19 protein-coding genes are annotated in these 21273 nt (G+C 46.8%); 14 read left to right on the top strand and 5 right to left on the bottom strand.

Going from position 1 to position 21273, the window contains the following annotated elements; translation table 11 throughout:
* Window position 1: 1 nt before the first annotated feature.
* Window positions 2-1579 (bottom strand): M1 family metallopeptidase, encoded by a 1578-nt coding sequence (locus GGU45_RS01800; RefSeq protein ID WP_435221474.1) that lies wholly within the window; start codon window positions 1577-1579, stop codon window positions 2-4.
* Window positions 1580-1763: 184 nt separating this feature from the next.
* On the opposite strand from GGU45_RS01800, the gene GGU45_RS01795 reads away from it, so the two are divergent.
* From GGU45_RS01795 to GGU45_RS01750, 10 genes are all read left to right on the top strand, one after another.
* Window positions 1764-2303 (top strand): RNA polymerase sigma-70 factor, encoded by a 540-nt coding sequence (locus GGU45_RS01795; RefSeq protein WP_435221472.1) that lies wholly within the window; start codon window positions 1764-1766, stop codon window positions 2301-2303.
* A 3-nt stretch (window positions 2304-2306) separates the two neighbouring features.
* Entirely contained in the window at window positions 2307-3260 is a 954-nt protein-coding gene (locus GGU45_RS01790) for a FecR domain-containing protein (protein WP_435221470.1), read from the top strand.
* 5 nt (window positions 3261-3265) lie between these two features.
* Window positions 3266-4999, top strand: a complete 1734-nt coding sequence (locus tag GGU45_RS01785; protein ID WP_435221469.1) for a carboxypeptidase-like regulatory domain-containing protein — start codon at window positions 3266-3268, stop codon at window positions 4997-4999.
* 58 nt (window positions 5000-5057) lie between these two features.
* Window positions 5058-6080 carry a hypothetical protein gene (locus GGU45_RS01780; protein WP_435221468.1) on the top strand — a complete coding sequence of 341 codons (1023 nt, stop codon included), beginning with the start codon at window positions 5058-5060 and terminating at the stop codon, window positions 6078-6080.
* Between the two features lie 34 nt (window positions 6081-6114).
* Window positions 6115-6825 (top strand): head GIN domain-containing protein, encoded by a 711-nt coding sequence (locus GGU45_RS01775; protein ID WP_435221467.1) that lies wholly within the window; start codon window positions 6115-6117, stop codon window positions 6823-6825.
* Between the two features lie 231 nt (window positions 6826-7056).
* Window positions 7057-7683, top strand: coding sequence for an SRPBCC family protein (locus GGU45_RS01770; protein ID WP_435221466.1), 627 nt, complete (start codon window positions 7057-7059; stop codon window positions 7681-7683).
* A gap of 3 nt (window positions 7684-7686) precedes the next feature.
* Window positions 7687-8481, top strand: a complete 795-nt coding sequence (locus tag GGU45_RS01765) for an SDR family NAD(P)-dependent oxidoreductase (RefSeq protein WP_435221464.1) — start codon at window positions 7687-7689, stop codon at window positions 8479-8481.
* A 3-nt stretch (window positions 8482-8484) separates the two neighbouring features.
* Window positions 8485-9480, top strand: coding sequence for an NAD-dependent epimerase/dehydratase family protein (locus tag GGU45_RS01760; RefSeq protein WP_435221462.1), 996 nt, complete (start codon window positions 8485-8487; stop codon window positions 9478-9480).
* 26 nt (window positions 9481-9506) lie between these two features.
* Window positions 9507-10598 carry a sensor histidine kinase gene (locus tag GGU45_RS01755; protein ID WP_435221460.1) on the top strand — a complete coding sequence of 364 codons (1092 nt, stop codon included), beginning with the start codon at window positions 9507-9509 and terminating at the stop codon, window positions 10596-10598.
* 15 nt (window positions 10599-10613) lie between these two features.
* On the top strand, window positions 10614-11387 hold the full coding sequence (locus GGU45_RS01750; protein WP_435221458.1) for a LytR/AlgR family response regulator transcription factor: 774 nt from the start codon (window positions 10614-10616) through the stop codon (window positions 11385-11387).
* 192 nt (window positions 11388-11579) lie between these two features.
* On the opposite strand, the gene GGU45_RS01745 is transcribed toward GGU45_RS01750, so the two are convergent.
* Window positions 11580-12284 carry a rhomboid family intramembrane serine protease gene (locus GGU45_RS01745; protein WP_435221456.1) on the bottom strand — a complete coding sequence of 235 codons (705 nt, stop codon included), beginning with the start codon at window positions 12282-12284 and terminating at the stop codon, window positions 11580-11582.
* Between the two features lie 34 nt (window positions 12285-12318).
* On the bottom strand, window positions 12319-12957 hold the full coding sequence (locus GGU45_RS01740) for a J domain-containing protein (protein WP_435221454.1): 639 nt from the start codon (window positions 12955-12957) through the stop codon (window positions 12319-12321).
* Between the two features lie 260 nt (window positions 12958-13217).
* On the opposite strand from GGU45_RS01740, the gene GGU45_RS01735 reads away from it, so the two are divergent.
* The gene (locus GGU45_RS01735) at window positions 13218-14717 is read left to right on the top strand and encodes a DUF6600 domain-containing protein (RefSeq protein WP_435221453.1); all 1500 of its coding nucleotides are present in this window, start codon (window positions 13218-13220) and stop codon (window positions 14715-14717) included.
* Window positions 14718-15057: 340 nt separating this feature from the next.
* Here GGU45_RS01735 and GGU45_RS01730 read toward each other — a convergent pair whose 3' ends face one another.
* Window positions 15058-17472 (bottom strand): hypothetical protein, encoded by a 2415-nt coding sequence (locus tag GGU45_RS01730; RefSeq protein ID WP_435221451.1) that lies wholly within the window; start codon window positions 17470-17472, stop codon window positions 15058-15060.
* Window positions 17473-17575: 103 nt separating this feature from the next.
* On the opposite strand from GGU45_RS01730, the gene rpmI reads away from it, so the two are divergent.
* From rpmI to GGU45_RS01715, 3 genes are all read left to right on the top strand, one after another.
* Window positions 17576-17911 (top strand): 50S ribosomal protein L35, encoded by a 336-nt coding sequence (gene rpmI / locus GGU45_RS01725; RefSeq protein WP_435221450.1) that lies wholly within the window; start codon window positions 17576-17578, stop codon window positions 17909-17911.
* Window positions 17912-17960: 49 nt separating this feature from the next.
* Complete coding sequence (rplT, locus tag GGU45_RS01720) at window positions 17961-18305, top strand: 50S ribosomal protein L20 (protein ID WP_435221448.1); 345 nt, start codon at window positions 17961-17963, stop codon at window positions 18303-18305.
* A gap of 392 nt (window positions 18306-18697) precedes the next feature.
* Window positions 18698-20170: a type III PLP-dependent enzyme domain-containing protein gene (locus GGU45_RS01715; RefSeq protein WP_435221447.1), complete on the top strand. Its 1473-nt coding sequence runs from the start codon at window positions 18698-18700 to the stop codon at window positions 20168-20170.
* Window positions 20171-20206: 36 nt separating this feature from the next.
* Here the strand turns inward: GGU45_RS01715 and GGU45_RS01710 are convergent, their stop codons facing one another.
* Complete coding sequence (locus GGU45_RS01710; protein ID WP_435221445.1) at window positions 20207-21208, bottom strand: Rpn family recombination-promoting nuclease/putative transposase; 1002 nt, start codon at window positions 21206-21208, stop codon at window positions 20207-20209.
* Window positions 21209-21273: the final 65 nt, after the last annotated feature.

Below are 21273 nucleotides of genomic sequence, written 5' to 3'. Positions count from 1 at the left end.
ATTATTGAAGAAGTGAGCCCGGCTTTTTAAGAAGATCAAAGAACCGGTCAAGATTTGTCCCCAGGCTTTTTTCAAAGGAAGCTTTCATGTCTTCCGGCTGAGGATGTTTATTTTTCCAGGTGTTAAAATAGTCCTGGAAGGCTTTGTCGATCTTGTCCTGTCCATACTGATGTTCCAATAAGTACATCCAGATGGCTGTTTTAATGTAGGAAACCAGACCATAGTCCTCGGAGGTTTTAAAATCGGCCGCCGGTTGTTCAATAATGCTTTGCATGGGAATTTGCGCAAGCGCGAGATAAATCCGTTCCTGGAACTCCGGTACCGGTAATTTTTTGAGCTCCTCTGGTATCGACTCCCGGGCAACGGAGTTGTAGTGGTATTTTTCGGCCTCATAGCGGAACTGGTAATAGGTATTCAGTCCCTCATCCTGCCAGGTATGCGCCCGCTCATTGGATCCCAGCATGCTCATAAACCAGTTATGCCCCACTTCATGGGCGATGACACCATCCAGGTATTCACTGCTAGCATCCGGGCAGGTGATCAGCGTGATCATCGGGTATTCCATTCCCCCGCTTGAATTATTTTTAGGACCCTCAATGGCCTGTACCGTGGGGTATTGATAGGGGCCAATCCACCGGCTGTAATGACGAACAGCATCTTTTACATAGTCGATACTGTTGTTCCATAAAGTGACCGGCTGGTTATGATAAAAGGTAAAGGCATCTACCGTTTTATCCTTTAACTGTATGGTGTCGTATTGGATTACCAGCCCTTTTTCTGCGAACCATGCAAAATCCGGTACATCTTCTGCCTTATAGGTTAATGTTTTTAATCCTGCTTTTGCCGGTTTATAAAGTTTGGGCGGCGCAAGCCTTGCAAAGGCATTCATGCGGCCAACAGATTTATAGCGCTCCAGCTCTTCTTTATCCTGCAAAACACCCGTGGCACCTACTACATAGTCGGAGGGCAAGGTGATCTTTACATTATAATCGGCATATTCGCTGTAAAACTCTCCCATATCCAGGTAGGGAAACTCGTGCCACCCGTTCTTGTCAAAAACAGCCGGCTTGGGATACCACTGGCAAATCATGTATTCGCCATCGGCAAAGCCCGATCTTGAAAAATAAGACGGCAGCTTTACCCGGAAGTCGGTCGTTATAGTGGCTGTAGCCCCGGGTTTGAGGGGAGCAGGAAGCAGCACTTTAATAATATCAATATATTCCGGGTTGGAATGCGGCTCCGTTTTTGCCGTTTTGCCGTTTACTTTAAAATTAAGCCCGTCAATGGATCCATAGGTAATAGTGCCCAGCTTTTCGGTCCTGGATAAATCGCTCCGGATCTGTTTCAACAGGGTGGTGGAGTCGTTCTTATAGGCATTAGGCCAAAGATGAAACCAGATGAAATCGAGTGTCTCCGGTGAATTATTTTTGTATTGAATGGTTTGTTTTCCTGTAAGCGATTGGGTTTTATCATTCAGCGTCACCTCCATATCATATTTCAGGTTTTGTTGCCAGTAGCCTTCCTGCGCAGCACCAACGGCAACAACCACCGTGAAAATAAGCGTGAAAATCTTCTTCATGAACACATTTTTTTAAAGGTAGCCAAAAAATGGCAGGCGGATGGTTTTGCCACTCCGTTTTAACGTTGTTTACGGAAACCATGAGCTGGAAACCGGGAAATAGTAGAAAATGTTTTAGCAGGGATAGGGGTAACTGTCATTTAGGTTGTATTCAATAAGCGCGCTAGTATATTTGCAACAGGAAATGGCTTTGGACAATGTTCAATACAGGCAGGTTTTTGATCTTCATTATGAGGCATTATACGGTTATGCCTGTTCCATACTGAGGTCGGAAGTATATGTGGAAGACATACTGCAGAACGTTTTTATAAGGCTCTGGGAAACCCGGGCCACCATCAATGAGGTTTCTGTGAAAGCCTACCTGTACACGGCCGTACGGAACGCATGCCTCAACCACCTGAAACATAAAGGCGTGCAGGCTGTTTATGCGCATACCGCAAGGGTTACGGGTGACGAGGCCGACAGGGGGAATACTGTGGAGCAAAAAGAGCTGGGGGAACAGATACAGAGACTGCTGAACCGGCTGCCGGAAAAATGTGCCACGGTGTTTTATATGTGCCGTCAGCTGGGACTGAGCTATCGCCAGGTGGCAGAAGAGTTGGACCTGTCGGTAAAAACGGTAGAGAACCATATGACGAAGGCTTTAAAGTTCCTTCGGGGCGGACTGGCGGCATACCTGGTGAGCCTGTTGCTTTTATTCATTCATCAACTTTTCAATTTATGAGATATGGAGCATAAACTGGTAGCCTATCATGAGCAGCTGTTGGATGCTTCGGAACAAAAAGAAGTAGAGCAATGGCTGCTGGACGATCCGGCCCATGAAGCGATTTACGAAAAGACGATCCGCACCTGGGAGGCTTCCCGGATGAACGGGCCCTATACGCTGTATAATAAAGAACGGGCCTGGGATCAGATACAGGCGCAGATTGAGAATACGGTGCCCGCAAGCCCCCGGCGCCCGGCCCGGATCATTGGAATGAAATGGTGGCAGGCAGGCGCTGTTGCAGCATCCGTTGCCGGGCTGGTGCTTTTGTTTTTTATCATAAACAGGCAGGACCCCCGCGAATATACAGCGCAGGCAGCAATCCGGGATATCCGGTTAAAGGATAAGAGCAGCATTGTACTTTACCCGAACACGCAGCTGGAAATAGATAAGGACTTTAATAAAAAAGACCGGGTTGTTACCCTGAAGGGGGATGCGCGATTCGACATCGCCCGCGATCCCGGCCGGCCTTTTATTATCCATAATAAGGATATGGATGTACAGGTGCTGGGCACTTCATTTACCATACAGCAGCGCGCCGATTTTAACACGGTGTTTGTGCACTCCGGTAGGGTCAAAGCTACTGTTGGGGCCCAAACGGTAACGGCCGTTGCCCATCAGAAGATCGTAAAGGATAACCATACGGGCCAATTACAGCTGCGCGATATAAAAACGGTGATCGATGAGGTGTTGCAAACGCAAACGATCCGGTGCAAGGATATGCGCATCGATGAATTGGTAAGCATACTGGGGGAGTTGTACAATATAGAGATCGTGCTTGATCCGGCTCTTGCGGGCAGAAAAATAACCAGCACCTATTTCTCCTACGAGCCTCCGGAGCAGGCCATAGAGAATATTGCGCTAACGATGAACGCTACCTGGCAGAAAAAAGGGAGTCATTACATTATTACTAAATAAGCCTTTTGAAAAAGTATATTTTTACCCTGTTGCTATTTTTTTCTGCATTGTTTACGATGGCGCAGCAGGCGCTGTTGGAGAAAGTGATCTCGGTTGATTTCAGAAATATTACCATGTATGAAGCGCTGATGCAGATTGAAGCCCGGGCCGGCTTTTATTTTTCCTATGACAATCAGTTTATCAAAAACCAGAAAAAAATCTCCTTTGCCGTATCCGATAAGCCGGTGCGGGCAATACTGGATATGATCTTTGATAACGAATACCAGTACCTGGTGCAAAATAATAAAGTGGTTATCCGGAAAAAGGAACCTCCTTATATTGTAGTGGAGGGGCGTTTATTTGATGCTACAGATCAGGCGCCCGTGGCTTATGCCAGTGTTTATGTTCCGGAACTGCAGATCGGAACCATGTCGGATGAACAGGGGTATTTCTCACTGCGGATGCCCCAATCGGCCAATATGCAGTTAACCGTAAACCGGATTTCTTACTACGACACCATTCTGCCTATTGACAGTAAGAATAACAAGCTACTGAATGTACCGCTGATGCCACATGTAATGGAAGAAAATGAAGTCCGGATGGTATATGTGCAAAAGCACTGGCTGGCCCGCAGGCTGATTGGCACCCGGCAGAAGCTGAGCAGCATCAATCTGAAAAACTATTTTTACCGGCAAAAATTTCAGCTGGGACTCCTCCCCGGTATTGCTACAAAAAATGTATTGAAAGGGCAACAGGAAAATAATCTTTCCTTTAATGTATTCGGTGGCTATGCAGCGCAGGTAGACGCACTGGAAATAGGTGGGTTGTTCAATATTGTACAAAAACACGTACGGTCGGTGCAGGTGGGCGGACTGGCCAATATTGTAGGCGGCAGTGTGAAAGGGGTGCAGGTGGGCGGACTTTATAATTATGCGGGTGATACCGTAAGCGGGCTTCAGATAGGGGGGCTCGCCAATGCCGATAAGAGTGCCGTAAGCGGGTTACAGATCGCGGGCTGGTACAACGAAACCCAGGCGTTCACGGGCCTGCAGATAGCCGGTATTGCCAATAATGCGCGGAACGTACAGAAGGGCATGCAGCTGGCAGGACTGGTAAACCGCACTTCCGTTTTTCAGAAGGGTCTGCAGCTTTCGGGATTGGTTAATATAACAACAACCATGACGCAGGGTACCCAGGTATCTGGTTTGGTAAATCGTGCAAAAAAGATGAATGGGTTTCAGTTGGGCGTTGTGAACCTGGCGGACACGCTCAGGGGTGTGGCTATCGGACCCGTTAACTATCACCGCAACGGCAAGCACGCACTATCGGTATCTGGACAGGAAAACGGCCAGGTTAACCTTAGTTACAAGTCGGGGAACCGGGCATTATATAATATTCTTCAAGTGGGTTGGGTGCATGCCGGTAATCCCGGAGGATACTACCTGTTTGGTTACGGGCTGGGTAGTGAATGGACATTAAAACGGAAAATAAAAATGGCTGCTGAACTGGTGAGCCTGTTTTATACAAAGGCCGAACAATACGATGCCAATTATGATAATATCTGCTTTCAGCCATTGCTGGTTTACCAGGCGCATCCCAAACTGCAATTATTTACAGGCCCCCGGTTGCAATACCAGCTTACAGGCCGCCAGGATACACAAAATGCCTATGCCGGTTTTCGCCGCAATATGATCCTGCTGAATGGAAACAGCCGGAACCCGCTTAGTTTGGGCTGGACAATTGGAATGAATATTTTTTGATAAAGGAGTAGGGGGAGTATCGCTTTAGGATGTATTAGCAGTATACATTACTAAAGACATGAAATTAAAACATTCTATTTTACTGCTTCTGTTTTTTATTGCAGGTTTAAAACTTATTGCACAGGAAAGCGCCGGTAAAACAGTTCATCTGGGGCTGGTAACCCCCATCAGTACCCAGGGGCGTTATGCGCGGGATATAAGTCCTGCCTTTGCATTACATGTATTACAGGGCGTGAACCGTGATAACAAGGGCGTATCCATTGCCGGTTTGCATACCACAGTTTACGGAAGCAATCGCGGGTTTATGATCAGCGGATTGGTGAACCAGGTAAAGGGTTCCAACAAGGGTGTGGCCATTGCCGGACTGGTAAATACATCCCGGAATGGAAGAGGGGTGCAATTGGCGGGGTTACACAACCAGGATGCCGGCAACGGGTTTATACAGGTGGCCGGACTAAGCAATTACAGTCACTACAGCCTCTTGCAGCTGGCGGGCCTGATCAACACATCACGGCACGCCGGCTACCAGATCGCTGGTTTGGTCAATAAAGCTCAAACCGTAAAAGGAGTGCAGCTATCGGGGCTCATCAATATCGCCGACAGTTCCCGTTGTCCCATTGGAATTTTAAATTTTATTAAAAGTGGCGAAAAGCAAATAGGGGTCCAGGTTTACGATGATGTATCGGCCAGTATGGTGTTGCGTACAGGGAGCTATAAGACCTACGGTATCGTAGGTGCAGGCCTGGCCAGGGACAAGGGCGGGAACAGTACATTGCTTCAGATGGAAACCGGCCTGGGATACCGCATACCACTGGCCCGTGGCTTACGGGTAAATACGGAAGCTGTGATCCTTGCACGAACTGATGTACATAATTTTATCAGGCATATTGAATCATTAAGAACGCTGGCAGGGATAAAGATTACGCCGGCTATTGAGCTAACCATTGGACCCGCCCTGTATCTAACAGACCAGTCGGATTCTGAATTGTTCTCAGGGCATTCTATCTGGAAGATCAAAAAGCGGGAATCCGTGCTGCTGATAGCGCCGGGCATTGTTGCCGGTATCAATATCCGTCTTTAATTATTTAATCCATCATTTATAAAATCAAAACGAAATGAAACAGGTCTTGTTTTTGTTTTCTATGGCTTTGTTGTTAGCTGCTGTTCAGGGTTGCAAAAAGGTATACCCGGACGGGCCCGCAGTAAGAGAAACGCGGAGTGTAACGGCCTTTGATAAAATTGAAACGGCGCTTAGCGGTCATGTGGAGTATACAACGGGTGCAGATACAAAAGTGGAAGTGCTTGCAGCCGACAATTTACAACGGTATGTGATCATAAAAGTGGTGAACGGAAAACTGGTGGTCAGGACGCCTGATAATGTAACGATCAAAAAAGGCAGTGTGACGGTATATGTGACAACTCCTGCACTTACGGCGGTAACGCTTACCGGCAACGGGAATTTTACTGCTATTGATGCAATAACATCCGGTTCAATGGACCTTAAACTTACAGGCTCCGGTAATATAACGCTGGCAAAGCTATCGGCTGTTTCACTCAAAGCACAGCTTAGCGGCAATGGAGACATAAATATCAATGCCGGGCAAAATGAAAGCCAGGATGTAACGGCTACGGGAAGCGGGAACTATGATGCACACCGGATGCTGAGCAATGAAACAAAGATAAAACTTACCGGCTCCGGGGATGTCCGGGTGTGGGCAAAGGATCGGTTGAACGTAACCATTACGGGAAGTGGCGATGTGCGCTATGCCGGCACTCCGGTTGTTTCGGCTTCCATTACCGGCTCGGGTACAGTGAAAGGCCTGTGATTTTTTTGCGGAATGCAGAACGCCTTTCAGGTATTTGCGATACATCACAGTATTTCTCGTTCTTCTTATACATGTTAAGCGTTTCTGAACGGATTCTTAATAAATGTTAATGATAAAATACCGGTACCGGTTCACAATAAAAACCAACATTCCACACCAAAAATCGTACGGCTCGAGCGTTATTGTTTTTAAAGAGATACCGGTACTATTATGTTTGTAAAAAATAGTTTTATGAAAAAGATATACCTCTTGTTGCTGTTATTCCTGGCGACTGGTTTGTTGAAAGCATCTCCTTCCGGTGAGTTTAAACTCGTGAAAGCTTCCAATGGCATTACCCTGTATGAACGCTGGGTAATGCATAACGGAAATGAAGTAAGGGAATTAAAACTGTCGTTTGAAGTAGCGGGTGCAAGTGCTGCAGATGTAGTGGCATTGTTGAAAGACGCCGGCAAAGGAAGCCGCTGGAATGTTAAATCGAGCCAGTATAAGATTACCCCGACCCGGGATGAAAATGTGTGGTTGAACTATATCCGCTACTCGTTGCCCTGGCCGATGGACGATCAGGACTGCAGCTTAAGATATTCTTATACCAAAGGCAATACATTCAGCCGTTCCGGTACTATTTATTTTGAAAGCACCCGGCACCAGGTTTATCCACAATTTAAGAATGTGACCCGCCTGGAAGGTACCGCCGGCAAGTGGGTGGTGGATCAGCTGGAGCGCAATCAGAGCCGCATCACCTACCAGATCCTTACCAATAAAAGCGTTTCGGTTCCGCGTTGGGTCTCTGATCCCATCGTCTATGATAATATCCTTACCACGATGGCCCGGTTTAAATCATTACTGCAACATTCCTGAGCTATGAATAAAACGTATACATTGATCACCGGGGCCAGCAGCGGATTGGGCAGTGCCTTTGCACTTTGCTGCGCCCGGCTAAAGATGAACCTGATCCTGATCGCACTTCCTGGAAGCGCCATCAAAAGAACGGGCGAAGAACTGCGCCGCCTTTATGGAGTGGACGTCCGGATTTTTGAATTCGATCTTACCAGCAAAGTGGCATTTGAGAAGCATATCGAAAATATAAAAGCAACCTTCGCCGTTGATTTTTTGATCAACAACGCTGGCATGGGGGGCACATCGCCAATGCTGTCCAGCACACCGCAGATGATCGATAAGATTATCCAGCTAAACATTTCCTGCACCGCTTTGCTCACCCGGGAGTTGCTGCCGCAACTGTTACAACATCCAAAAAGTTATGTGCTGAACATTGCCAGTATGGCTGCCTTTTCGCCCATTGCCTATAAAACGGTTTATCCTGCATCGAAAGCCTTTGTGTCTTCTTTTTCCCTGGGTCTTCGTGAGGAGATGCAGGAACAGGGCCTCTCGGTGAGCGTTGCCTATCCCGGTCCGATCATGACCAATTCCAATACCTCACAGCGTATCCTGCTGCAGGGGTTCAAGGGGAGGCTGGGGCTTTTCTCCACGATGGAGCTGGCTAACCGGATCGTTCGCCAAACCCTGGCAGGCAGGGCGGTGATCGTTCCCGGCTGGTGGAACCGGATGAATCAGAAACTGATGGGGATCATCCCATCCACGATCAAGGTACGCCTGATTTCAGGGGCCATCAAAAGGGAATTGCAATTAACACATTAAAAGATGCCAAAAGTATTGATCACAGGTGCCAGCGGTTTGCTGGGTTATAATACGGCCCTTGAGTTTTGCCGGATGGGTTTTGAAGTGCGGGTACTGATCCGCCGGACGACGAACACGGAATTGCTGAACGGGCTTTTTTGCGAATGGTATTACGGAGCTGTTGAGAACGCTGCTGAAGTGGAAGATGCGGTTAAGGGCTGCGATTATGTAGTGCATACCGCATCCCTTACAGGACAGTGGGGCATAGCATTAAAGCAGTATGAACAGGTGAATGTACAGGGGACTGAAAATATCATCCGGGCCTGTCTGCACGGGGGCGTAAAACGGTTGATCTATATCAGCACGGCCAATACCATGGCGCCAGGCACCCGGAAACATCCGGGTACGGAGCTAAATCCTTTCTCACTTTTTAAGATCAATTCACCCTATATCAATACAAAATATATTGCCCAGCAAAAAGTACTGGAAGCCGTTGTTGAAAGGGGGCTGCCCGCGGTAATCTTAAACCCCACGTTTATGATCGGAGCGCATGATCTGAAACCCAGCTCCGGTCAGTTACTAAAATATGCGCTGGATAAAATGCTGTTGTTTTACCCGCCGGGCGGGAAAAATTTTGTACATGTAAGAGATGTGAGCCGGGCCATTGTTTTTGCCTGTAACAATGGTGAAAACGGCGACTGTTTTCTGATCGCCGGTGAAAACCTCAGTTACCGCGAGTTTTTCAGGATGGTACACCGGCAGGCCCGGCAGCGCCCTGTTATGCTGGAGATTCCGGGACTGGTACTAAAAATAGGCGGCCTGTTAGGAACTGCTATCGGCAGGATTACCGGTAAAAGACAGATGCTGAACTATGCCGCCGCTTATTTACTGTGTCTGCAAAATTATTATTGCGGACAAAAAGCCGCCCGAACATTGGGCATCCGTTATACTCCGGTTGCTGTGGCCATTGAGGAGGCGCTTGCCTGGTTTGATAAAAATAATAAAGAACGATGCTATTAAGTGCAATTTTTTTAATATTAAGAAGGATGAATAAACAGCAGCTTGAAGCGCTGTTGCAGCATCGGATGGTTACCTATGTAGCGCGCATCGTGATCCTGTATGGTTTTAGCGTAGTGTTTCGTTCTTTTGACATGTCGTTTACCAGTGCAGGCGGCTCTTCCTTTTTCCGGAAACAATCGTTTAGCCTGATGTTTGTTGGGCTCGGATTGCTGATCTGGATGGGAGGAGAGCGGGTTTCCCGGGTTTTGCAAAAGCGTATGGCAAAGAACCGGTTTCCTTATACCATTGTTGTGCCCTGCCTCGGCCTTGTCTTGTTTGGTGTTTTTGCAGCCTTCCTTTTCGGGCTCACCTATTCGTTTTATGACATTTATTTTTTTAATAATTACGAGGCCTGGAAAAGCTTCAGCCGCCTGAGCTATGATCTTATATTCGGAGCCTTTATTTTTTATCTGCTGATATTGTGCTTTAATGGGCTTCTTTTTTATTATAAAAACTGGCAGGAAGCGCGTTTGAATGCAGAGCGGCTGCGGCGGGAGAATATGCAGGCCAGGTATGATGTGCTAAAAAGCCAGATCGATCCGCACTTCTTTTTTAATTCGCTGAGCGTGCTAACGGGTCTTGTTTATAAGAGTGCCGACGTTTCGGCAGAATACATCACGCAGCTTTCAAAGTGCTACCGTTATATCCTGGATCAGAAAGAAGAGAACCTGGTATCTGTTCAAACCGAATTGTCTTTTCTGGAGTCGTATTTATTCCTGATCCGCATCCGGCATCAGAACAGTATACAGTTTCATATCGACAAGCCTTCCGGGAACCAGCAATGCGCCCTGCTTCCGCCTTCGGCCCTGCAGATGTTGGTAGAAAATGCGGTTAAACACAATCGCTTTGCTGTAAATGTACCCTTGAATGTTCATATACGGTTTACCGATCAGCATGTTATTGTTTCCAACGATCTGAGAAAACGCAATGGGATCCGTTTTTCCACGGGCGTTGGTCTTTCCAATATCCGCAAAAGGTACGAGCTGATCACCGGCACAACGGTGGATATTAAAGAGACCTGCGATCGCTTTACGGTGCAGCTTCCTTTGCTTCCGGAAACATTAAAAGATCAGTTCTGAAATCAATAAGTACAGATGAATGTAGTCATATTTGAGGACGAAAAATTGAATGCGGACCGCCTGATCCAGTTACTGGAGGGGTTGGTGCCGGAGTTGAATGTACTCCGGGTGATCGAGTCTATCGATGAAGGAAAGCGGTGGCTGGCAGCACATGACAGCAATATTGACCTGGCCTTTATGGATATCCAGCTTTCTGATGGTAATTGTTTTGAGTTGTTTCAACAAACCGGGCTGCGGACGCCGGTCATTTTTACAACGGCCTATGATAAGTTTGCCTTGCAGGCGTTTAAAGTGCACAGTATCGATTACCTGTTAAAACCGGTTGACCCTGCGGAGTTGGAGCAGGCCCTGCAAAAATTCAGCTATTTTAAACCCAAAGCAGATCCGGGTCCGGCTCTTGATCTATCCCGGATAGCCGAGGCTTTTTACCGCCAGGAAAATACGAGGTTTGTAGGCAGAGCCAATAACCAGATTGCTTACGTAAAATCGAAAGATATTGCCTGCGTCTGTTATGCCGATGGGGCAACCCGGGCGGTTACACATGCCGGAAAAAAAGTGCCACTGGATTACTCACTGGACCAGATGGATAAGATGTTGAACAAAACGATGTTCTTTCGCATCAACCGGAAGATGATTATCTGTATCGATGCTATTGTAAAGATCAACAGTTATTACAACAGCCGCCTGATTCTTCAGTTAAACCCGGAAGCAGATACCGATACGGTGGTAAGCCGCGAGCGGGTAGCGTTTTTCAAAAGCTGGCTGGAAGGGCGTGAAGCGGGGGCGTAAGGAGGGTTTGAAGTTTGATGTCTATTGTTTGACGTTAGATCTGTTTCTATGCTTAATGTAATATCTCAGATCTCAAAACTCGATTCCCGATCTTCCCCGAAGTTTCTGGGCTGAAAGCTAACGGCTGAACCTAAAAGCTGATAGCTATCAGCGAAGGGAGGGTTTGATATCCGTTATCCCATTTCCAAATTCTCACATTCTCACATTTACAACTTGTCTCCGGTTTACAAAAAAGCGTACCAGCAGCATGCCCGCAACAAAGCCCCCGATATGCGCAGCATAAGCTACGCCCGATTGCTCGCTGCTGCCGATGCTATTTACCTGGCTCACGATCTGCATGATGATCCAGATGCCCAATGTAATAACTGCCGGAACGCGAAACGTAAATAACAACGCCCAGATGCGTACCCGGTTTTTCGGGAATAATACCAGGTATCCGCCCAGAACACCGGAGATTGCGCCGGATGCTCCAATACTTGGAACCAGCAAGCCATCTCCCAGGATCAGGGCCATAAAAACGTGGGAGAGAGATGCCAGAATACCGCATAGCAGGTAAAATGCCAGGTAACGGAGATGCCCCATTGCATTTTCGATGTTGTCTCCGAAAATAGACAGGTAAAGCATATTTCCAAGAATATGTGCAATGTTCCCATGCATGAACATGGAAGTGAAAATAGTAGTATAGACCGGAACCGGGGAAGGCCCAAGATCATTGGCGCCAACAATATCCCTGCCCGTAAGGATCTCTCCCGGAACGGCAGCATAACGCATGAGGAAATCCACATTGGCTCCCAGCCGCTGATAATAAATAAAGACAAAAATATTGGCGGCAATTAATAAATAATTTATGTAAGGGGTAGTGGTGCGCCCGGTATTGTCGTCGCCGATTGGCATCATAGCGGATAAAATTTAAAATGAACCAATATATTTATTATAGGGAATATGCAATGATGATGCAAAGTAGGATAATTAACCCTAAAATCAAAAAGGGCCGGTACCGGTTAAAGCGGATCATCCGGCGAAGCTCCGCCTCCTTACGCGCTATAAGAACGCTGCTTTCCGGTGGCGCCGCAATCTTTTTGAGCTGTTGCAATAATTGCAGCTGGTCTTCCGGATACAATAAAAAGAGACTGTCGGTCATCCACTTTACCAGCTCGCGGTTAATATCCCGCTGATTAAAGTGATTCAGAATCCCGATCCCCGAAGGGTCGATGAGGGCCGATAATTTTTCATAGACCCCCTTTCTATCAACCCGGTATTCATCGTAATGAATGAGTTGCTGATGCATCGCTAATACAGCTTTCAATAACTGTGGGGGCGTTACTGCCGTTTTTTCCGGCGGTGCCCCCATCGACTGGCTCAGCCACCGGTCCTGTAGGTACTGTGCTTTAAGATCCGGGCGGGTAAGCGTATGATAGGCCTCTTTAATAAGGTTAAAATGAGCTGCAGCGTAGGTATTCGAAGGGTTCTTATCCGGATGGTAGATATGGGCCAGTTTCCGGTAGGCCGTTTTTATTTCAGCTGAAGTGGCAGTGGGAGCCACTCCCAGTATTTGATAATAGTCCTTCAATTAAAAAGATCGTTTTACGCAAATTTAATGATCTGTGGGCCGGAATCCCGGTTCTCAATACCTGATGGCCGGAATCTGATTGCAGACTGCCGGGCCTTGCCCCCGAAATTGTTAATAAATTTTGCTTAAAATTTTCACAACAATTGTTAGTTTGGCAACTTCAAAAGTAAATTGTCGTCTATAAATTAAGAGAAAGCAACAGCACCGGAATGCCTGCCGTCTCGAATAACAATTTTAACTCAAAAAATAATTTTTTAAAGATGAAACGACTTATTACCACATGGAGCTTTGGTCTTTTCCTGGCGCTGGCTTTGTCCGTTTCTGAGCGGGCAACAGCTCAACCAAGGGTTGGGGTAAATATCAGTTTCCAGACTTTTTATGACGAATTGAGCCCTTACGGGGAATGGATCGATTACCCGGATTACGGGTACACCTGGCGCCCCAGGGTGGGCAATGATTTCAGGCCCTATTCGAGCAGGGGACGCTGGGTTTATGCCGATGACGATGATTGGATGTGGGCCTCCGATTATGACTGGGGCTGGGCTCCTTTCCATTACGGCCGCTGGTTTTACGACCCTTATTATGGCTGGCTGTGGGTGCCGGGTTATGAGTGGTCTCCGGGATGGGTTGCCTGGAGGGGAGGCGGTGATTATTACGGATGGGCGCCCCTGCGTCCCGGTATCAGTATTAATATAGGGTTTGGCAATTACAATCCTCCCTACGATTACTGGACCTTTACACCCTGCCGTTACATGGGGTCCCGTTATATGGACAGGTATTATTATCCCTACAGAAATAACGTAACCATTATCAACAATACCACGATCATTAATAATTATGGTGGCCGCAATTATGGAGGCAGACGATATTATTCAAACGGACCCCGCCGCAGTGATGTGGAGCGGTATTCCGGGCGCATTCAGCCGGTTCGGGTGCGGGATGCCAGCCGGCCGGGCCGCACATCAATAGGCCGTAACGAGGTATCCGTTTATCGTCCTGCCGTTCAGCGCGGTAATGATAATACCCGCTATGCGCCAAGATCAGTACAGCAGTATAGCCGGGAGGCAGACCGCAGCAGTGCCGGCCGTGGCAGCGTTGAGGCCGGAAGAAGAGGAGAAGCCGCACGGAGCCGCTATGGAGGCAACGGGTCGGGAGCTGACGTGAGAGCCGATAGGAATGTATACGGCGACCGCAGGAGCCGCGGCGGCCAGGAAGTGTCTGAAGGGCGTGGCGCTGACCGTACCGTTGGCGATGCGCGGGCAAGCAGCGATAATGAGCAGTTAAGGCAGCGCAGGGGCAATATGGAAAATGCCCGCAACAGTGACGGCGTGGTACGGCAGCGTGATCAGCAAATAGAGATGCGCCGGAGCCAGGAAAGCGCCCAACGTGCCGGGCAGATGCGGCAACAGCGTGATCAGCAGACAGAGGCACGCCGGAGCCAGGAAAATGCCCAACGTGCCGAGCAAATGCGGCAACAGCGCGATCAACAGACAGAGACACGCCGGAGCCAGGAAAATGCCCAACGTACCGAGCAAATGCGGCAACAGCGTGATCAGCAGATAGAGGCACGCCGGAGCCAGGAAAGCACTCAGCGGGCACAACAAATGCAACAACGTGAAAGTCAGCGCCAGGAAGCAGCGCGCAGCCAGCAGGTTCAGATTCAGAGAAGTGCCCCGGCAAGAAGTGACGGGGGCGGGTATTCCCGGGGCCGCGGAGGTGAAAGCAGCAGCCGGGGTAGTGCCGAAGGAAGAAGACGGTAAATAAAAGAAGGCAACATTTAGTTTTTTATAATTTAAAGTGTATGAGGTCAGCCCCGTTCCCGGGGCTGATTTTTTAACCCCTGCGCCGTATTAATTGTAATAACGAACCGACATCAGAATTATTTCTATTTTCGGTCAGTGAGGACACTGACCGAGGCCAGCCATGGTTTGTGTCCTCACAAACCACTTTCGATTACACATTTTAGTAAAATTGACTCCGGTTTATTATAAAATAACGAATGAAACAGGTAAAGAAGTATTTTATGAAATGAAACCTGTGTCGGTTTTAGCCATGGCTGTTTCTGCATTTTAATTTGGATATTTCATATTTTACATTTCCTTACTCCATGTTTTCCTCATGATGGAGCAGCTTGCCGTCCAGCGTCATTCCCTGGATCACTACCCGGAATGCATCGGTAACATCGTTGTTGTAGAAAGAGATGACAACCTGCTTTTTCTTGGGGTCTACCACTACATTGGGATTCCAGTAAATGGTGGTACGTACATCCTTATCGGCATCGGGGGCTACAAACTGGCTGTAATACTTGGGCACATAAAATTCCTTAATGGTGGTATAGCCTTCAATGCGGCTCGCAGACATGCCCTTGCCCGGCTCCGGCTTTACATCATCGCCCCGCCGGGTATAAATGGCAATGGCCCCGTTTGCGCCATTAGTGCCGCCCACAAACGGAGGACGGAATGCTTTAATATAGGCAATGTCATTTACATTAATAGAGGATGCAAAACTAACATCCGCAGGCATTTCATCAATATAGATCTGGGGCGCCCCGCCTCTCCAGTTCAGGGATGCATTGGATCCGGATCCTGAGATCTGAAGGCCCGCCACCTTCCCCTGCAGGTAGGTAAAGATGTCCATGGCGCTTTTGGCAAAAGGGTCGTTGAGCACATCCAGCTGTACGGAATTCATATCCCCTTTAAACAAGCCGGAAGAATACTTGTCGTCCAGCAACTGCACCGGTGTTTTGGTTTTAGCAGCAACAGTTACGGCTTCCAGTTCCTTGTACCGGTTTTTTTCGGCGATGGCGTTGGCAGCAGCTGCCATTTTCAGATGATAGGCGCTTCCCACGGTATCCCCTTTGAACGGCCTCATCCAGGCCGAGCCCGGATCGGGTACCCGGAGCTTGTCTGGCATAAACTGAACGGCAGATCCATCGAGCGTTTTGTCCTGTATTTTATAGGCAACTCTTGCCGTGTCAAAAAATATGGAGGAGGGGTCGTTGAAACGGCCGTCTTTTGTAATGGGCATCATCAGCATTTTTCCTTCCGCATCTTTTTGTTTCATCATAACAATAATAGAAGATGCCTGCGAAACGGAAGAGGGCATAATACCGGTAAGCTTACCGGAAACGGAAATGTAAGCGGAATCCCTGGGATACCGGATGGCCGGCAGTTCACCGGCAATCAGCTTGTTCCAGTTAAAGCGGCGCCAGCCATTGGTAAGCATCACCAGGTCCAGTTGCTGCTGTACTTTAAGCGTGCTGTCTTTGAAATAGTAAGCGGGATTAAAAACCTTCCCTTTCAGCTCGCCGGTAAGCATCAGGCCCGAAAGAATATTTTCAGTACTGTCTGCTCCAATGGCCAGGTCGGTAACGGCAACGGACAGTGAGGCCGGCACCGCATCGGGCAAGGTTACAACCAATTCATTCCGTCCCCGGTGACTGAGCCCCCAATGCTCCACTTCCATGGTAACGGGGCGTGCATAAGCACTGTTGTTATCAACATACGTGATCCGCTCTGCCAGTGGTTTCCAGCTCTTATCGAATACCGTGATGGTTAAAATGCCATAGGGGAGACTTTCGAGCGGGATGCTTCCGGTTACGGCCCCGGCTTTTTGCGACCTGCTGATGTTGAAAATTACGTGCTGGTACATGGTGCCAATGATGTGCAGGCTATCTGTGCCTGCCGCCGCGCCGGCTGTGGCCTGTACTTCAAAATTGCGTTTGCCGGGTGCAACCGCAACTTTCAAAATAACACCCTCGGGTTTGATTGAGGGAAGCGGCGTGGTATAGTCTGTTTTTTTGTCATCCTTCCATTTGGCTGTATATTTTACGTTGGGTTTGGGAGTAAGCAGGATATAGCCCATGCCATCATGCATATTCCGGATACTATCTACAAATTTCCCCGCTTCATCTGTTATGATGCCCGAGATTTTGACCGGGTCGCCAAAGGCATTAACCGCTTTGTAAGCGATCTTATTCTGGAGCCCTGCAACGGCATCCCCGCCCTCAGGGAAAAAAGTAAGCGTGGGCTTCAGGTCCATGCCGGCCTTACCCGCGGCCGGCGGCGTACTGCTGACAACCGGTATTTTTTTTGAATAAAGGAATGAGGAATCAAAATTCAGCATCCAGCTGGTATATGCTTTCACCGTCAGGGATTTTCCTTCATAGTTATCGGGCAGTTCAAACTGACCGTTGGTCATTCCGTTTACCAGGGGGCTGGCGGTATGCTGCAGGATTCTGCCTTTGTCATCGATCCAGTCTATATAAAAAGTTTTGCTGGCTTCTGCGGGGGCAATTTCTGCCAGCAGGTAGGCCTTAAACCAGATGGTTTCCCCCGGCGAATAACTGCTTTTATCATAATGGATATAGCTGCGCTCCGGCGTAAAATAGCTGGCAAAACGCTCAATTTTTCCCATAACATCCTGTGCTTTTGCAGATGCCAATGCACCCGAAATGGTAAACAGGAGCAGGAAAAGTCTTTTATAACAGGCTGAATGCTTTAATCTTATCATCATAGTAAAAGCGAAAATTAACATTTGTGTCGTAAATGCAGGCACTTCCTGCCCCCAATTTTATGATAATTTTAATGAAGAACAGGATAATGCTGATATTTTTATCGTGGAAAGCACCGTTTTTCAATTATTTGCTTACCTTTGCATCCCGTTTCAAAAAAATGGGAATATTACTGAAGAGGTACAAAAAGGGTGGCGCCCGGGCGTCAACACCTCAAAGGTGTCACAAGAAAATAAAGGTACAATGCCTAAAGTAAAGACAAATTCCAGCGCAAAAAAACGTTTTAAAGTAACGGCTACTGGTAAAATCACCCACCAAAAGAGTTTCAAACGTCACATTCTGACCAAAAAATCAACCAAACGTAAACGCGGTATGCGTATCGATGGTGTTGTTGCAAAATCCAACATGAATTTTGTACAGCGCTTATTGCGTTTAAAGTAAGCGATTGCTTGATTTTTATTTTATCATTTACAATTAAAATTATTCAGATATGCCACGTTCAGTAAACTCAGCAGCTTCTAAAGCCCGCCGGAAAAAAATATTAAAACAAGCCAAAGGCTTTTATGGCAAACGTAAAAATGTATTTACCGTTGCCAAAAACGTTGTAGAAAAGGGGATGACCTATATGTATGTGGGTCGCAAACTAAAGAAAAGAGATTACCGCGCTTTATGGATCGCACGTATCAACGCTGCCGTTCGTGAAGAGGGGATGACCTATTCTGTTTTTATCAACAAGCTGAAGGAAAAACAAATTGACCTCGACCGCAAAGTGCTGGCAGATCTTGCTATGAACAACCCCGAGTCGTTTAAGGCGCTGGTTGCTTCTGTAAAGTAAGCGGGTTTTAAAAATAGTAGAAGGCTGTCTCTAACGGGGGACGGCCTTTTTTGTGGAGCATTTGTTTGCCTTGTGCCACTGATGCACAGATTTTAATACTCTTGTGACAAACGGAGGAGTCGTAAAACAAAGGACCTGCTGCTGCGTCCTTGCTCCTTAGCGTTTTTGCGGGAAGCACGCCACTAAATGCTCTTTGATACCAGCCTCCAGAACTTCAGTGGCAACATAGAAATGCCAGGCTGCGGGGCGATATTAGAAACGGAGAATTTCGCTGTTTCTCCCGCTTAAAAACATTTTCAGATTTTCAAATCGGCAATTATATAATTCAGTAATTTAGCGGGCAATTTTAAAAAAACTTAAAAGCTGCCGGCAGTCACCGGATTTGTTGGGTAATGAATAATTCATACTTAGGCTTAGTAGACCAGACCTTTAACTTTCCCCAGGAAGGCATAGAAGTGGAGGATGGGTATTTGAAATTTAATGGTATCGATCTGAAAGCCCTGATCAAAAAGCACGGTACACCTCTTAAGGTCAGCTATCTGCCCAAGATCGGCATCAACATCAACAAGGCCAAGCAATACTTTGCCACGGCCATGAAGCGGCACAAATATGAGGGGGAGTATTTTTACTGCTACTGTACCAAGAGTTCACATTTTTCGTTTGTAGTGGAAGAAGCGTTGAAGCACAATATTCACCTGGAAACTTCCTTTGCCTACGATATCGACATCATCAACCAGCTGTATAAAAGAAGAAAAATTACCAAGGATATTAACATCGTTTGCAACGGCTTTAAACAAAAGGCCTATACCTCGCGTATTGCCAAGCTGATCAACAGCGGATTTAAGAACGTGATCCCGGTGCTGGATAATAAAGAAGAACTGCAGCTATACAAGCGGAGTGTGAAAAGCAAGGAACCCTTCAAACTGGGCATCCGCATTGCTGCAGAGGAAGAACCTACCTTTCCTTTTTATACCTCCCGCCTGGGCATCAGAGCCAAGGATGTGCTGGAGTTTTATGTGGATGAAATAGAAGGAAATGAAGAGAAATTTCAGCTCAAGATGCTGCATATCTTTTTAAATAAGGGCATCAAAGATGATATCTATTACTGGAGCGAGTTGCGTAAAAGCATTAACCTCTATTGCCAGCTCAAAAAGATTTGCCCCGAGCTGGACTCCATCAATATCGGCGGCGGCTTCCCTATCAAACACAGCCTGGCTTTTGAATACGATTATCAGTTTATGATCAATGAGATCATCAGTAATATCAAGTCGGCCTGTAAAAAGGCGAAAGTGCAGGTTCCCAATATTTATACCGAATTCGGCAGCTTTACCGTGGGGGAAAGCATGGCGCATATATATAGCGTGATCGGCGAAAAAGTGCAGAACGACCGGGAAACCTGGTATATGATCGACTCATCATTTATTACCACCCTGCCGGATACTTGGGGAATTGGGGAGCGTTTTCTGATGCTGCCGATTAATAAGTGGAACAACGAATACCAGCGGGTAGTACTGGGCGGCATTACCTGCGATGGGCATGATTATTATGATTCAGAAGAGCATATCAATGAAGTGTTTCTTCCCAAAATAAAAAATGATAACGGCGTTGGCGGGCTGGGTGTACCAGCAATTGAAGCTACCCCCAAAAATGCGGAAAGCGATGCCGAGCCACTATATGTAGGCTTCTTTCATACCGGAGCTTATCAGGATCAGATCAGCGGATACGGTGGTATTAAACACTGTCTTATTCCATCGCCCAAACACATCATTCTCGAATATGATAAAAATGGAAAACTGATCGAATGGGTGTATGCCAAGGAACAGTCTTCACAAAGCATGTTAAAAATACTGGGATATTTGAGGTAAATAGTACTATTGAGACATCAATATCGGGGATACTTCTTACTGCTTTATCGGAGCCTTTGAATGTGTTGCTTGTTTTTGTATCTTTTTTACAAAGGATTCAGTTACTCCGGCAAGCGTAGCGATTGCTGGTATTTTAAACTGGGTGTTAGAAAGTAGGTTCCTAACAAATTGTTCCTTTCCCGTTTCGATACCCTTCTTAATACCCTGCTCGATACCCTGTTCGATACCCTTCTTAATGCCTTTCTCGATGCCTTTTTCAATGCCTTTTTGCATCCCACTTTCCATAGCCTTTCTTTTCGCAGTTTTAAGTACAGCGTAGCGGTCCCATTTTTCCTTCATTTTTCTTTCGTATAGCATATACTCCTGCTTTGTTAAGTTGGCAACTTCGGATACCTGAAATAATTTTTGAAATATCTTTCCATGCAAAATTACCGGAATTTTCTTGAAATCCCCCATATTCCGCAAGGCATACAACCAGCACTCAAGGCTGGTTTTTATCTCATTTCTTTTCAAGTTGAAATTTGGTAGTTCTAAAAATATAAAACCCAGTTTTTTATAAAATGTTTCATTCCTTTCTTCTTCAGCCAGGCGCACCCAATGTAAGTACTTGTCAGAAGGGGCGTTGTCAAGTTTAAAATCCATCAGACCAATAAAGTAAACTTCTTTCAGCTCATAGCTCCAAGTCTTGTCACCTTTTGGCCCTTGTTCGTACAACTTTCCCGAAGTATAATAAATAGCTCTGTCAACAAAAAAATCTTGTTCTGCTCTTTGGACTTCAATAATAAAGGTTTCGCCGTCTTCACCGGTACAGGTAAGATCAAAAATTGTTTTGCGGTAATGTTTTCCGGGACCATTGTTTTCCTGTGGGTTGTATACCAGGTCGCAAATTACCTTTCTGCCCTTGAATAGTTCGTTCAAGAAAGCAATTAGCAGATCTTTATTGAGTTCTGATCCAAAAATTCGCTTAAACCCGAAGTCTGTTAGTGGATCGATAAAACGACCTATTGGCTGTGGAGTGCCTATATGTGTGTTTTTCATAATGCAAATTAGCACTATTATTCGGGAATACTTCAAATGATGACAAAATTGCCCCGGGCTTTGTT

The organism is Niabella hirudinis (genome assembly GCF_051201075.1).
GTDB classification, from domain to species: domain Bacteria; phylum Bacteroidota; class Bacteroidia; order Chitinophagales; family Chitinophagaceae; genus Niabella; species Niabella hirudinis.
This window is presented reverse-complemented; position numbering and strand designations above follow the sequence as displayed.

What these genes read in the sequence shown, in the direction of transcription:
- GGU45_RS01800 (WP_435221474.1), bottom strand. Translation starts at nt 1,579, where the DNA reads ATGAAGAAGATTTTCACGCTTATTTTCACGGTGGTTGTTGCCGTTGGT.
- GGU45_RS01795 (WP_435221472.1), top strand. Translation starts at nt 1,764, where the DNA reads ATGGCTTTGGACAATGTTCAATACAGGCAGGTTTTTGATCTTCATTAT.
- GGU45_RS01790 (WP_435221470.1), top strand. Translation starts at nt 2,307, where the DNA reads ATGGAGCATAAACTGGTAGCCTATCATGAGCAGCTGTTGGATGCTTCG.
- GGU45_RS01780 (WP_435221468.1), top strand. Translation starts at nt 5,058, where the DNA reads ATGAAATTAAAACATTCTATTTTACTGCTTCTGTTTTTTATTGCAGGT.
- GGU45_RS01775 (WP_435221467.1), top strand. Translation starts at nt 6,115, where the DNA reads ATGAAACAGGTCTTGTTTTTGTTTTCTATGGCTTTGTTGTTAGCTGCT.
- GGU45_RS01770 (WP_435221466.1), top strand. Translation starts at nt 7,057, where the DNA reads ATGAAAAAGATATACCTCTTGTTGCTGTTATTCCTGGCGACTGGTTTG.
- GGU45_RS01765 (WP_435221464.1), top strand. Translation starts at nt 7,687, where the DNA reads ATGAATAAAACGTATACATTGATCACCGGGGCCAGCAGCGGATTGGGC.
- GGU45_RS01760 (WP_435221462.1), top strand. Translation starts at nt 8,485, where the DNA reads ATGCCAAAAGTATTGATCACAGGTGCCAGCGGTTTGCTGGGTTATAAT.
- GGU45_RS01755 (WP_435221460.1), top strand. Translation starts at nt 9,507, where the DNA reads ATGAATAAACAGCAGCTTGAAGCGCTGTTGCAGCATCGGATGGTTACC.
- GGU45_RS01750 (WP_435221458.1), top strand. Translation starts at nt 10,614, where the DNA reads ATGAATGTAGTCATATTTGAGGACGAAAAATTGAATGCGGACCGCCTG.
- GGU45_RS01745 (WP_435221456.1), bottom strand. Translation starts at nt 12,284, where the DNA reads ATGATGCCAATCGGCGACGACAATACCGGGCGCACCACTACCCCTTAC.
- GGU45_RS01735 (WP_435221453.1), top strand. Translation starts at nt 13,218, where the DNA reads ATGAAACGACTTATTACCACATGGAGCTTTGGTCTTTTCCTGGCGCTG.
- GGU45_RS01730 (WP_435221451.1), bottom strand. Translation starts at nt 17,472, where the DNA reads ATGATGATAAGATTAAAGCATTCAGCCTGTTATAAAAGACTTTTCCTG.
- rplT (WP_435221448.1), top strand. Translation starts at nt 17,961, where the DNA reads ATGCCACGTTCAGTAAACTCAGCAGCTTCTAAAGCCCGCCGGAAAAAA.
- GGU45_RS01715 (WP_435221447.1), top strand. Translation starts at nt 18,698, where the DNA reads ATGAATAATTCATACTTAGGCTTAGTAGACCAGACCTTTAACTTTCCC.
- GGU45_RS01710 (WP_435221445.1), bottom strand. Translation starts at nt 21,208, where the DNA reads ATGAAAAACACACATATAGGCACTCCACAGCCAATAGGTCGTTTTATC.